Origin of the sequence: Pedobacter sp. Leaf194, from assembly GCF_001423945.1 — a bacterium.
In the GTDB taxonomy this organism is placed as follows: Bacteria; Bacteroidota; Bacteroidia; order Sphingobacteriales; family Sphingobacteriaceae; genus Pedobacter.
Genome location: NZ_LMPU01000013.1, coordinates 69,018 through 81,787, shown reverse-complemented (window position 1 = coordinate 81,787; position 12,770 = coordinate 69,018). Strand labels below are relative to the sequence as shown.

Here is a 12,770-nt window from a genome sequence, read left to right as displayed (position 1 = left end):
CCTTTTAAGATAGAATTCACCTCGTCATACTTCAACAAAAAAACCACACATAATTTGCGTGGCTAACCTTAAAGTTTCCCTCATCTAAACTGTTGAAAAATCAATCTTTAGGCGGGTTAAATCTTACTTTAACTGAAAGTTGCAGGCAGTTCATTTTTAACTGTCCTGATGTTCATAATTTTCTTTTTGAAACAATCATTAGCAACGAGCGAACGGTTTTTAACCTTAGTTTTATAGGTGTAGATGGTGTTGACAGAGTAATTTAGAATTTTGGCAATCGTCTCATTTTCGTCGATGCCCAATCGGATTAGTGCAAATATCCTCAGCTCATTATTGAGCAAGTGGCCGGGAACAATTTGTGTCTTGTGTTCATCATCAAATAGTTTATTAAATTCCTCAATAAAATCAGGGAAAATATTCAGGAAAACCTCATCAAAGCTCTGATAGAAACTTTCCCGCTCAAAATTGGTGTTCAAACGGTTTACAATAACCTGCAACTCATCATATTGTTTATGATTAACGATCTTCTCAAGCGAACGTTTAAGCCGGTCTAGCTTTTCAATATAATCGGCGTTTACATTAAAAAAATGCCCGATATATTCTTCCTTAATCATATTTACCTCGTCAAGCTTTCGGTTGGTTAGGGTTAGCGACTGATTGGCCACATCCAGCGAAGTATTAATTTTCATCAGCTTAGCATTAGCTTTGTTCAAATCCTCGTTTTGATTTACAATTAACTGGTCCGCTATCCTTAATTTCTTCAACTGCCTGAAAGTTGTAGAAGCAAAATAAATCGTCAGGACGATTAATGAAGTAATTATGGATGCGTAGATCAATAACGACTGCTTCTGCTTTTCAATGTCGTTCACCTTTTCGCGTTCAATAATAGGTAATATGTTGCTTATTTCTACCTTCCGCTGCTTTGCGCCGTAAAAATTATTATCCTCAATTGCACTGTGTATATAAGTAAAAGCCTCCTTTATCTCTCCTTTTTGATATAGGTATTTCGCCAGGTTTACCAGCGCAAGCGACTCTTTTGTAGAATGTACATTATCAATTATCGATGATTTCAGCAGATAACTTAAGCCGAGCTCGGGTTGGTTAACGCTGAAATATAAATAGCTTAGGCAACTATAATTTATGGCACTATCCTGAAAGGTCGATTTCTGCTTTAGCAATTGTTCGTATGGCTGTATGGCGGCCCGGTAATGTTTGCTCCGCAACAATTTTAATCCGATTCCGGATAAGGATTCATAAGAGCCTTTTGGATACCTCGCCACAATGGAATCGCAGAAAGTTAAGCCCCGCTGCGTATACAATTTGCTGTAATAATCTATTTTGTTGTAATCGGCAAGATCGAAATTACTCCTGGCCATTAAAAAATAATACTCAAATTTTTGCCTCGCATTTAAAAACCTGGTTTGCACGGTCTGCAAAGTATCAATACCCTCTTTAAACATGCCCGACGAAACCAGAACAAAGCCGAGGTTAACTTTAGCGTAACTTATTTTGTTATCATCTTTTAAAAGATAGGCGCAGTCACCAGCCTTTTTGCAGTAAACATAGGCCGAATCATGAATGAAAGATTTATAAGCATTAAATAAATTAAGATAGCTCTGGTAACGTGAATCGATGGAATTGAAATTATTTTTTAATTGCTTTTGAAGCAGCGTTATACTCGCCCATTTCTTCTTGTCGAGATTTTCTTTGTTAACAAGAACGGTACCGAGCACTTTTTTTAGACTGTCTACCTGCGTGCTCGCCTCAGCCCGAACACAGAAAACTGGTTGGAAAGCTAAAGTAAACAGCATGCAGATGGTTAAACCCCCATTTCTTAAAAAGCGTCTCATAATTGTTGGAGATGATTAAATTAAGACGCTCAGAAGTATTTGTGCAGCATGAATTAAAATTTCAATGCTGACCATACAAAATCACGTTCGTTATACCTAGTAAACCAAATATAATATAAAATGAATCTGAAAGTTCAATTTGTCACTTATGTTACAAAGCGATAAGCCATGTGTTGCACATCCCGCAGCAGGGCGTTTAGAAGCACTTACATATTAGAAACGGATCGTCTTTTACTTTTCATGCCGTTTTGAATGATAAACAAAAGTAAAATAAGCATTACCGCGTAGCAGGCCCACACGATGTTTTCCCCACCCGGGTTAGCCTTGTTAGAAACGGAAATGGCAAACAATGCCCATATGCCCACCACCCCAAACTCCCGGAGGTTACGAAAATAGATCATAAGAATATTTACCAATCCGGCAACCGCAACCATAATAATGGCCCAGGTAGCATTGCCGATACCCCAACCCTGCCATTCCAATTTAGTAAGAAACGCAGAAACATCTGCTACCAGGGCCACCGTAATCCATCCGCTATAAATGGCAAATGGCCAGTAAATAAATAAATATGCTTTTAATGGATGGCCATCCAGTTCCATTCTGGTATTGATTATAATTTTCACTAAAGAAAAAAGTAACACCAGCATAATCAGAACCGATAAACCAATGTTATCGGTTAACCAGGCAACTACCCAGCTGGCATTTGCCAAACATGAAACCACAAACCACCAGCCTATTTTTGAAACCACTTCTGATTTCGACGGATTGTCCTTTACATTTATTGAGGTGTAAAGTACAAAACCCAGCAAGCCCAAATAAATAACCCCCCAAATCGAAAAAGCAAACCCTGCCGGCGTAAAATAGTTGAAATATCTATCAGAAATGGTTTTCATGCTATTGCCATTGAGCAAACCCGCGTTGGCAATGTAGTTAACCGCAATGGTAATAATCAATGCGATTACATTAGCGATAGGAAGCAGTTTATCAGTCTTTTTCATGCTGGGAATGGGTTATTAGGCAGCTTGTAAATTCATTTTGAAAGATGCCTGAAGGTAAAACCAAAAATAACTCAAATTGTTGGTAGGCTTATTAAACGGTAAAGCAAGGAAAAGGTTTGTATGGGCGTGGGTATCGGTTGTAAGCGCTATGGTTGGGACTGTGTTGCTTATTTTCCGATACAAAACTTGGTAAAAATATTTTCCAGTAAATCATCGGTCGTTACCGTTCCGGTTATTTCACCTAGGTAATGCAAGGCCTGTTTAATATCCATCGCTAAAAAATCAGAAGTTACGGGGTTGTCAACATTTTCAAGCACCCGTTGCAGCGCATTTTCCGTTTGTTTTAAAGCTTCAACATGGCGGATGTTCGTTACCAGCGTTTCACTGGTGTTGATGTTATGCAGGTTTACCTGCTCCAGCAACGTGGTTTTGAGTTCCTCTATGCCCTGACCAGCTCTGGCGGCGATAAAGGCAACATTTATGTGCTTAAAAGCCTTGCGTTCTTCATCAGAAATTAAATCCGCTTTATTAATAAGCACAAGGTAAGGAATCTGCAATTTATTCAGTCCATTTACCTGTTCCTCAATTTCTGAAATGCTTTGGGCAGCATCGGCCATGTAAATGATAAGCTTGGCCTGCTTCATTTTTTCGAGCGTACGCTCCACCCCCAGCGCTTCAATAATATCGGCAGTATCACGAATACCCGCAGTATCAATAAAACGAAAAACAATGCCGCCAATCGTAAGCTCATCCTCAATGGTATCCCTGGTAGTGCCGGCAATGTCAGAAACAATGGCCCGCTCTTCGTTCAGTAAAGCATTTAACAGCGTCGATTTACCCACGTTGGGCTTACCCGCAATTACAATAGGTACACCATTTTTTATCACGTTACCCATCTCAAAGGAGGATATCAGTCGGTTTAAAACATGATTAATTCTCGTAACCAGATTTCTTAATTGTTCGCGGTTCGCAAACTCCACATCCTCTTCGGCAAAATCAAGTTCGAGTTCTATCATCGAAGCAAAATGAATCAACTGCTCACGTAAAGCTTTTAGTTCGTTCGCAAAACCGCCACGCATCTGCTGCATGGCAACATCATGAGATGCCTTGGAGTTCGAGGCAATTAAATCGGCCACAGCCTCGGCCTGACTTAAATCAAAAGCACCATTTAAAAAGGCACGCAACGTAAATTCGCCAGGTTTAGCCGCCCGTGCTCCCTTGCTTATCAAAAGGTTTATAATCCGTTGGATGATGTAGTTTGAACCATGGCATGAAATCTCTACCACGTTTTCTTTGGTGTAAGATTTTGGCGCAACAAATAATCCGGCTACCACCTCATCCACAATTTGCTCGCCGTCTTTTACTAAGCCAAAATGTAACGTGTGCGACGCCTGCTGCTCCAAATCCTTTCCTGCAAAAACCGAATTCGCGAGGCTAATGGCATCCGGACCCGAAAGGCGGATGACACCAATGGCTCCCGAACCTGAAGGCGTAGATAAGGCAATAATAGTATCCTGATTATTCATTGTCGTTTTATAAAAGGAACAAAAATAAAGTTAATCTACGGGTATATCATTAATGCGAAGTAAATTTTTAACCCGGGCCATTGCAAATAAAGATATCTTCCAGACAAATCTTAACTTTAAAAAAATGCGGGTATTTAGATATGCATCCCTTAAAAATTATTTTTGGGTGTTCTACCCCGCCAATTTATGCCGATACCAAACATTTACGACTAAAGCCTGTTTAAATTTCAAACCGGAGAACTATGACTAATAATTTACCACTTACTGTAAAGCGTTCGATAGAACTGCTTGGCCTTATTGCGCTGGTTACAGTTATCGTAATCGGACGCGATATTATAATGCCCATACTAATGGCCTTCTTCATTAGCATCGTATTATTACCTGTTTATCGTTTTCTTAAACGAAAAAAATTTCCGGAAAGCTTGTCCATCATACTTGCAATTATGCTGGTCGCACTATTTGTTGCAATGATTGTCTGGTTTTTTTCCAACCAGATTGGCATGTTGGTTAAAGATTTTCCTCAGATAAAAAACAACGTAACGCAGCACATTAATTCGCTGAGCGATTGGGTTAGCCGCATTACACATTACAACGATAAGCAACAAAAAGCATTTATTCAGGCTAAAAGCGACGACTTGATGAATATGGGAACCTCCCTCGCCGGAGGTGCTGCCGTTACATTAAGTGGCATTTTCGTTTTTATCGGTTTACTGCCAATTTATATTTACCTGATGCTCTTTTACAAAGACATTCTACTGCGCTTTATTTTTATGTGGTTTAAAACAGACGACCATCCAAAAGTAAAAGAAGCCATTTATGAAACTGAATCCATAATTAAAAGCTACCTGATAGGGTTGCTGATTCAGGTTACTTATATGACCATCCTGCTCGGCGGCATTTTAATGCTCATCGGAATTAAACATGCATTACTAATAGGTGTGGTCTTCGCCATTTTGAACCTCATCCCCTACGTGGGCGCCCTGATTGGAAACCTGATCGGCGTGTTGCTAACACTTACTTCATCGCAAGAATTATGGCCTGTTATTACCGTTTTGGGTGTCATCGCTTTCGTTCAGTTTCTGGATAACAACATTTTAATGCCGAGGATTGTAGGCTCAAAAGTTAAAATAAATGCACTGTTCGCCATTTTGGGGGTCTTCATCGGCGGAAGCATCGCCGGTGTGTCGGGCATGTTCCTAGCCTTGCCAATTGTTGCGGTTTTAAAAATCATTTTCGACCGTACAGAGTCATTTAAACAGTGGGGCGCCTTACTAGGAGATGAACGCCCGGCAAAAAGCCCGATGAGTTTCCCCGCCTTCAGAAGAAGGAAACCGGTCGCCGTAAAATCAGGAGTTGAAAAAGAATAACAACAAATAAATATGAAAAAAATCACTATCGTAGCCGGATTATGCATCGCTTTATTGAGCGCTTGCGGAAACAATGAAGACAAGACAGCAGCAAATGCCGACACCACACTTTTGCCGGAAAAAGAAGCCGTTAAAAAAACGGACCCAATTTTAGGAAAAATGACTTTAGATGGCACCGCAAAACTCGGCGGACCAATAAACATCAGATTTTCAGTTTACAACAATACCGACAGCACCGTGAAATTTTGTAAATGGCATACGCCCTTCGAAAAGTTAATGAGCAAATACCTTGATGTAGCCATGGAAGATTTTACAGATGTTGCCTACAAAGGCCCAATGGCCAAAAGAATGATGCCGCCACCGGCAGACAGCTATACCTCGCTAAAGAAAGGCGACAGCACAAGTGTAAATTTTTACCTTGCTGATGGCTATGCAATTACTAAAGCAGGCGAATATACCGTAAAATATAACGCAACAAATATCAGCGGTATTGTAGTAAGCGATAGTCTGAAAATCAAGGTGATAAACTAAGTTTTTTATTCGCTTTTTTAAAACCATTGGCTTTTTACAATGTTTAAATAGTAATAAAATTGAAAAGATATGGGATTGTTAAAAACAGCTATTATAGGCGCAGCAATTTATGCTGGCGTGAAATACATCACTAAGAAAGACCCTTTAACCGGTAAATCCGTAGTTGATGATTTAAAGGATAAAGCTCCGGAGTGGATGGAGAAAGCCAAAGATTACAAAAATGAGTTCGAAACAAGAACTGCCTATGCAAAAGATGATTTAGGCATTTAAAGAATTCAGTTAAGAGAACACCGCTTGTGATTACAGGCGGTGTTTTTTTTTATGTCCAGGTGATTTTAAATACCTAGAATACGAAGGGTGTTTTTGTCTTGTTCCCCTTTAAAAAACTTTTCGAGTACGGCGCTGAAAACCACGTTGCTGTTTGGCACCGCAGCAAAAAGTGTCATCGATGATTTCAGCTTCATGTCATCCGGTCGACCAAAAACTTCATCGGCCTGCACGGATTTCAGCTTAAGCAAAGCTTCACAAATTTCGATTAATCGTTTGCCCAAAACAGGGTGCTCAAGGTAGGCGCTGGCCTCGTCTAAACTTTCAATGCCATAAAACTTCGAAGTTTCTGAAAAACCTAAACCTTTTACCTGCGGAAATATGTACCACATCCAATGACTCGTTTTTCGGCCCGATTTTATTTCTGAAAGCGCAACGTCGTAAGCACTTTGCTGGGCATCAATAAATCTGCTTAACGTTTTCATTAGAGAAGAAATTTGTTTTCAAAACACCTCAACTTTTAGGCCAGAGGAGACTCAAAAATTGTACTAAGCTTTTAAAGGTAATGCTTCAAAATATCGTAGGCGAATCTTAAAATTGTGCCCAGAACAACCAGGAGGAAGAATATCCTTATAAATTTATTGCCTTTTAATAATGCGAGTTTGGTTCCTAAAAATGCGCCTGCAACGTTAAAAATTGCCATGGGTATCGCATACTGAAACAATATATGCCCCGTCGAACTGAAGTAGGCAATTGCAGCCAGGTTGGTTGCAATATTTACAATCTTAGCGTGCGCACTTGCAGCTAAAAAATCAAAGCCAAGCACAGCAATAAAAACAAGAATCAAAAATGAGCCCGTTCCCGGTCCAATTAAACCGTCGTAAAAACCAATAACCAAACCAAACAGCGCCGCCATACTTACCTGCCTTTTAACAGAATGGTTTTTCTCCTGATGGATGCCAAACTGTTTGTTAAAATAAGTATAAATGGCAACCAGGATAAGTACAACCAAAATGACTGGTTTAAGAACCGAATTGTCTATCCGGCTAACCAAAAATGCGCCGCTAAATGCAGCACAAAATGCTGCAACTGCGCAAACAGTTAATACCTTAAGGTTAAACTGAACATGCTTTGAGTATTTAAAAGCAGCAATCGTTGTGCCGGCAAGCGATGGAATTTTTGTGGTGCCAAGCAAAGTTGCCACCGGGTAGTGCGGCAAAATGAGTAGTGTAGCAGGAGTTTGCAATAAACCGCCTCCGCCAACAATCGCATCTATAAATCCTGCACAAAATGCAGCTAGGCAAAGTAAAATTAATTCGTTAGCCATCTACCAGTTTCGAAGTTTAACACTGAAGGATACAATATCGATATACCCGTTTCAGAAAACACCTACATTCTTTCCGGCGAGGTGATGCCTAAAATTAACATGCCTGCATGGATGATGTCGGCCGTTTTCTTACTTAAATTCAAACGGAATTGCTTTGCATCGCCTTCTTCAGTTTTCACAATTGGGGGTACCTCGTGATAAAACTTGTTGAAAAGCTTCGCCAGTTCATATAAGTAATTAGCTAAACTCGCCGGACTATGCGCCTTCGCCGCAATTTCAACTTCCGAAGGGTATTTAGCCAGCAGCATAATCATTTCAAGTTCCACTTCGGAAATTCCAGAAAACTGGTCGCTACTTACCGCAAATTGATAACCAGCCTTGCCTAACAACGACTTTATACGTGCATGCGTGTACTGAATAAACGGACCGGTATTGCCCTGAAAGTCAATACTTTCGTTTGGATCGAACAGGAGGCGTTTTTTCGGTTCAACTTTTAAAAGAAAATATTTTAATGCACCTAAGCCTATATTTTTATAGAGTTCTGCCTTTTCAGCTTCAGAGAAATCGTTTATTTTACCTAAATCTTCCGTTTTTTCCTGCGCAGTGTCAATCATATCGGCAATTAATTCGTCTGCATCAACCACGGTTCCTTCCCTGCTTTTCATCTTACCGTTAGGTAAATCAACCATTCCGTATGATAAATGATAAAGCCCTTTTGCCCAGCTTTTACCGAGTTTTTCAAGTATCAAAAACAACACCTTAAAATGGTAGTCCTGCTCGTTTCCAACTACGTAAATAGATTCTTCCATACCGAAATCATCAAACTTCATCTTCGCAGTTCCCAAATCCTGGGTAATATAAACCGAAGTTCCATCGGCACGAAGAACAAGCTTCTGGTCTAAGCCATCAGCCGTTAAATCTATCCAGACAGAACCATCTTCTTTTTTAAAAAACACACCTTTCTCAAGGCCTTCATCAACGGTATCTTTTCCTAATAAATAGGTATTGCTTTCATAATAGAATTTATCAAAGTCTACACCCAAATTATTGTAAGTAACAGCGAAGCCGTCATAAACCCAGCCATTCATGGTTTTCCAAAGCGAAACAACAGCCTCATCACCTGCCTCCCACTGCTGCAACATAATTTGTGCTTCTTTAATTAGTGGCGCATTTTTCTTCGCTTCCTCTTCGGTTTGTCCGCCGGCTTTTAAAACCTCTATTTCTTTCTTGTATTCTTTATCAAAAATCACATAGTACTTGCCTACCAAATGGTCGCCTTTTAATCCTGAACTTTCCGGTGTTTCGCCATTTCCCCACTTTTGCCAGGCCAGCATCGATTTGCAGATGTGGATTCCCCTATCATTAACAAGGTTTACTTTTGTAACGTCGTAACCATAAGCCTTTAGCAGTTCGGCAACAGAATAACCCAATAAATTATTACGAACGTGACCTAAGTGAAGGGGTTTATTTGTGTTTGGTGATGAATACTCCACCATAACCTTCTTTCCGTTTGGCGCAAAAACACCAAACTCGGGCGATAGAATTTCTTGATTAAACTGATTTAGAAAATAACTTTCGGCAATACTTAAGTTTAGAAAACCCTTAACAACATTAAAGGCAGTAACTTTATCAACGTTTTCAACTAAATACTCGCCCAGGGCCTGCGCAGTTTGTTCAGGCGATTTTTTGGATATTTTTGTTATCGGAAAAACAACAATGGTAACCTGCCCCTCAAATTCTTTACGGGTTTCCTGTATGTTAATTGCGCTCTCTGCTACTTCTTCGTTATATAGTTGTTTAATAGCATCAAGCGTTGCGGTAATAATAAAGTTCATGGTGCAAAAATAGGGATTAAAGCGCAAAGCTGAAAGACTAAAGAAGAAAGCCATTTTGAATACCAATACCCGGCATCAACTGCGCATTACCCAAAACCTGATACTTGCTACTCCATGAAATTGTAATAGCTTTGTGTAACTAAATATTCATGAGCGAACAAAATCAAAATTTCAGAGTAAACGTAAAAACCGAAATCGGCAGACTGCGTAAGTTGTTAATCCATAGTCCCGACAGCGGTTTGGGCAAAGTTGTGCCATCAAAAGCGCAAGACTGGCTTTTCGAAGATATTGTTCATTTAGATACCATTCGAAAAGGTGAGTATGATTATTACATTAAGCTTTTGATGTACTTTCTCGATCCCGAAAAAATAAAAGGTAAGCTGGCAAAAATAGATTCGGTAGAAGACGACCGCAGTTTCTATAAACCAAATCACCCTGATTTTCATAACTCGAAATCGGTAATTGAGATTCAGAATCTCTTGAGTGAGATGCTCGAAAATGAATCCATCAGAAAGAAATTAGTAGCCGCAGTTTGCGCCATAGAAGGTTGTACTTACAAAGTGCAAATAGAACTAACCAATACTGACCCGAAACAGCTTGCCGAGATTTTTATTTCAGGTACTTTGGCAAACGATACCATGATTTTTGCGCCAATACCAAATTTGATTTTCACCAGGGATGTAGGCACAACCATAAATGATCACATTCTCTTAAATAAACCCGCAAAAAAAGCCCGCGTTCGCGAAACGCTTTTAATGCGCTACATTTTCTTCAATCACCCGCTTTTTGAACCTTACCAGAACAGAATTCTTGAAATTCCGGATGTTACCATGCATTTCCTGCGCCCCGGTGATGAACCTGCCTTTAGTACCACTTTGGAAGGTGGCGATGTGATGATGGTTAGTCCAAATCATGTGCTGATTGGCTGCAGTGAGCGAACATCAGAACATGGTGCCAACGAGGCTATTAAATTATTGTTTGATAATGATGTGGTAGAGAAGGTAACAGTTGTTAAAATTCCGAGCAAACGCGATTACATGCACCTCGATACCGTGTTTACCCAAGTTAAGCGCAATACCTGGGTAATTTTAAACTCTATTGCCCATTCGCCAAAGTTTAACCCGCATGAGCCGATTAACTTCTTAAAGGAACCTGAAAGGCTCGAGGCAACAACAGCAATACAGTTTACAAAGGCAAATCCCGGCGAACCAAAACATTTCGAACATGTTGAAGCGCTATTAAACGATATTAGTAAAAACGATTTGCAAAGTGCCGAACCAACCCAAATTATTTACAGCGGAAACAATACTTTTCCATACGATTCCAGAGAGCAATGGACAGATTCATGCAATTTGTTAGCGATAAAAGAAGGTGTTGTTTTAGGTTACGACAGAAATGATAAAACGGTAGAAGCTTTCAAGGCAGCCGGCTTTAGCGTTGTTGACGTGAAGGATTTGATTCAGGATTTGGAAAGTGGCAGGGCAAACGCTGAAACCATTACAGATACATTAATTTTAATGCCATCGGCAGAACTTTCCAGAGCCCGCGGTGGTTTCCATTGTATGAGTTTACCAATCCTGAGAGACGATTTGTAGTTGGTCGCTGGTTTATCAAAATGTTCATTGGTCATTGGTTCATTAGGCATTTAGCATGACGCCTAAATGTTCATTGGTCATTGGTTCATTGGTCATTAGGCATAATGCCTTACTGTTCATTGGTCATGGTCATTAGGCATTTAGCATGACGCCTAAATTCACATAAAAATGATCATAAAGCACCTGACATTAAACCAATGAACTGAACGATGAACTTGACTAATGAACTAGTGAACAATTGAACAAATGAACTAATGAACTAATAAAACAAAAATGAAGCAACTCACCAACCATATATTAATGATTCGCCCTGTTGATTTCAAATTCAACGAGCAAACCGCTGGCAACAACATGTTTCAGGTTGCATCGGCAGAAAAAAACGTACAGGCACAGGCTTTGCAGGAATTCGATGGTTTTGTCTCGCTGCTTAGAAAAAATGAGGTGGATGTTACCGTTGTTGATGATACGCTGCAGCCCGCAAAACCCGACTCTATCTTTCCAAATAACTGGGTGTCTTTTCATGAAGATGGCTCAGTTTATTTGTACCCCATGTTTTCTGAAAACCGCCGCTTAGAGCGCAGAAAAGAAATTATTGAGGGATTGAAAGGTAAGTTTGAAATGAATCATGTAAGCGATTTGAGCTTTTTCGAGATGCAACATGCTTTTCTTGAAGGCACGGGCAGCATGGTTTTAGACAGGGAAAATAAGATTGCATACGCTTGTTTGAGCGTTCGTACGGATATGGAAGTGCTAAACAACTTTTGTTTGCTTACCGGTTACCAGGCTGTTTCCTTTCAGGCAGTAGACAGTACTAATTTCCCGATTTACCATACCAATGTGATGATGTGTATCGGGGAAAAGTTTGCAGTAATTTGCCTTGAATCTATTCCAAATGCTGAGGAAAAAGAAAGAGTTGCCATGAGCTTAATTGATGGCGGAAAAGAAATCGTAGAAATATCGCTTGAGCAGATGAATCGCTTTGCGGGCAATATGCTTGAGGTTTCAAATGCAAAAGGCGAGCACTTATTGGTGATGTCTGAGCAAGCTTATTTGGCACTGAATGCACAACAGATTGAGCGGTTGCAAAAGTACAGCAGAATTATTTATGCCCCGATTTACACAATCGAAAAAAACGGCGGTGGCAGTGCAAGATGCATGTTGGCTGAAGTACATTTGCCTTTGAAATAACGATTAATCATTATATTAACCATAAATAAAAGCACATACAGGAGTATTTAAACCTGATGGCAGTGTGCACGATTCCCGGTTTTTTCAATCGGGATGAGTAAAACGGACAGCAGGACCAACGTGGATTGTTACAGGGATGCTGCTTTCCAAATCGTTTTTTTAATTCTTAGTCCAATTTAGCCGTTTTCTGCAGGATAATAATTTCAAACCTTCCGTGAACAAGAAAACTAGTGGCATAAAACAGCTTAGTTTCGCCCAAAATAAAGTTATTTATAAAAATGCTTGT

11 protein-coding genes are annotated in these 12,770 nt (G+C 39.9%); 5 read left to right on the top strand and 6 right to left on the bottom strand.

Annotated features, from left to right (window positions below; all coding sequences use genetic code 11):
* Positions 1–128: 128 nt before the first annotated feature.
* From ASG14_RS18295 to mnmE, 3 genes are all read right to left on the bottom strand, one after another.
* Positions 129–1,850, bottom strand: a complete 1,722-nt coding sequence (locus ASG14_RS18295; RefSeq protein WP_056872526.1) for a DUF6377 domain-containing protein — start codon at positions 1,848–1,850, stop codon at positions 129–131.
* Positions 1,851–2,056: 206 nt separating this feature from the next.
* Positions 2,057–2,848 (bottom strand): hypothetical protein, encoded by a 792-nt coding sequence (locus tag ASG14_RS18290; RefSeq protein WP_056872525.1) that lies wholly within the window; start codon positions 2,846–2,848, stop codon positions 2,057–2,059.
* A gap of 167 nt (positions 2,849–3,015) precedes the next feature.
* Positions 3,016–4,374: a tRNA uridine-5-carboxymethylaminomethyl(34) synthesis GTPase MnmE gene (mnmE, locus tag ASG14_RS18285; protein ID WP_056872524.1), complete on the bottom strand. Its 1,359-nt coding sequence runs from the start codon at positions 4,372–4,374 to the stop codon at positions 3,016–3,018.
* Positions 4,375–4,616: 242 nt separating this feature from the next.
* Here mnmE and ASG14_RS18280 point away from each other — a divergent pair, with 242 nt between their 5' ends.
* From ASG14_RS18280 to ASG14_RS18270, 3 genes are all read left to right on the top strand, one after another.
* The gene (locus ASG14_RS18280) at positions 4,617–5,741 is read left to right on the top strand and encodes an AI-2E family transporter (protein WP_056872523.1); all 1,125 of its coding nucleotides are present in this window, start codon (positions 4,617–4,619) and stop codon (positions 5,739–5,741) included.
* Between the two features lie 12 nt (positions 5,742–5,753).
* Complete coding sequence (locus ASG14_RS18275) at positions 5,754–6,272, top strand: hypothetical protein (RefSeq protein WP_056872522.1); 519 nt, start codon at positions 5,754–5,756, stop codon at positions 6,270–6,272.
* A gap of 69 nt (positions 6,273–6,341) precedes the next feature.
* Positions 6,342–6,542 carry a hypothetical protein gene (locus ASG14_RS18270; RefSeq protein WP_056872521.1) on the top strand — a complete coding sequence of 67 codons (201 nt, stop codon included), beginning with the start codon at positions 6,342–6,344 and terminating at the stop codon, positions 6,540–6,542.
* Positions 6,543–6,607: 65 nt separating this feature from the next.
* On the opposite strand, the gene ASG14_RS18265 is transcribed toward ASG14_RS18270, so the two are convergent.
* The 3 genes from ASG14_RS18265 to argS form a co-directional block, all read right to left on the bottom strand.
* Positions 6,608–7,024, bottom strand: coding sequence for a DUF1810 domain-containing protein (locus ASG14_RS18265; protein WP_056872520.1), 417 nt, complete (start codon positions 7,022–7,024; stop codon positions 6,608–6,610).
* Between the two features lie 71 nt (positions 7,025–7,095).
* Positions 7,096–7,866, bottom strand: coding sequence for a TSUP family transporter (locus tag ASG14_RS18260; RefSeq protein WP_056872519.1), 771 nt, complete (start codon positions 7,864–7,866; stop codon positions 7,096–7,098).
* Between the two features lie 62 nt (positions 7,867–7,928).
* Positions 7,929–9,701, bottom strand: a complete 1,773-nt coding sequence (gene argS, locus ASG14_RS18255) for an arginine--tRNA ligase (RefSeq protein WP_056872518.1) — start codon at positions 9,699–9,701, stop codon at positions 7,929–7,931.
* A 149-nt stretch (positions 9,702–9,850) separates the two neighbouring features.
* Between argS and ASG14_RS18250 the strand changes: the two genes are divergently transcribed.
* Positions 9,851–11,296, top strand: a complete 1,446-nt coding sequence (locus tag ASG14_RS18250; protein WP_056872517.1) for an arginine deiminase family protein — start codon at positions 9,851–9,853, stop codon at positions 11,294–11,296.
* Between the two features lie 273 nt (positions 11,297–11,569).
* Positions 11,570–12,484: a citrulline utilization hydrolase CtlX gene (gene ctlX, locus ASG14_RS18245; protein WP_056872516.1), complete on the top strand. Its 915-nt coding sequence runs from the start codon at positions 11,570–11,572 to the stop codon at positions 12,482–12,484.
* The last annotated feature ends 286 nt before the right edge of the window (positions 12,485–12,770 follow it).

Excerpts from the sequence above, each read along its gene's own strand:
- ASG14_RS18295 (WP_056872526.1), bottom strand. The coding sequence starts at position 1,850 with ATGAGACGCTTTTTAAGAAATGGGGGTTTAACCATCTGCATGCTGTTT.
- ASG14_RS18290 (WP_056872525.1), bottom strand. The coding sequence starts at position 2,848 with ATGAAAAAGACTGATAAACTGCTTCCTATCGCTAATGTAATCGCATTG.
- mnmE (WP_056872524.1), bottom strand. The coding sequence starts at position 4,374 with ATGAATAATCAGGATACTATTATTGCCTTATCTACGCCTTCAGGTTCG.
- ASG14_RS18280 (WP_056872523.1), top strand. The coding sequence starts at position 4,617 with ATGACTAATAATTTACCACTTACTGTAAAGCGTTCGATAGAACTGCTT.
- ASG14_RS18275 (WP_056872522.1), top strand. The coding sequence starts at position 5,754 with ATGAAAAAAATCACTATCGTAGCCGGATTATGCATCGCTTTATTGAGC.
- ASG14_RS18270 (WP_056872521.1), top strand. The coding sequence starts at position 6,342 with ATGGGATTGTTAAAAACAGCTATTATAGGCGCAGCAATTTATGCTGGC.
- ASG14_RS18265 (WP_056872520.1), bottom strand. The coding sequence starts at position 7,024 with ATGAAAACGTTAAGCAGATTTATTGATGCCCAGCAAAGTGCTTACGAC.
- ASG14_RS18260 (WP_056872519.1), bottom strand. The coding sequence starts at position 7,866 with ATGGCTAACGAATTAATTTTACTTTGCCTAGCTGCATTTTGTGCAGGA.
- argS (WP_056872518.1), bottom strand. The coding sequence starts at position 9,701 with ATGAACTTTATTATTACCGCAACGCTTGATGCTATTAAACAACTATAT.
- ASG14_RS18250 (WP_056872517.1), top strand. The coding sequence starts at position 9,851 with ATGAGCGAACAAAATCAAAATTTCAGAGTAAACGTAAAAACCGAAATC.
- ctlX (WP_056872516.1), top strand. The coding sequence starts at position 11,570 with ATGAAGCAACTCACCAACCATATATTAATGATTCGCCCTGTTGATTTC.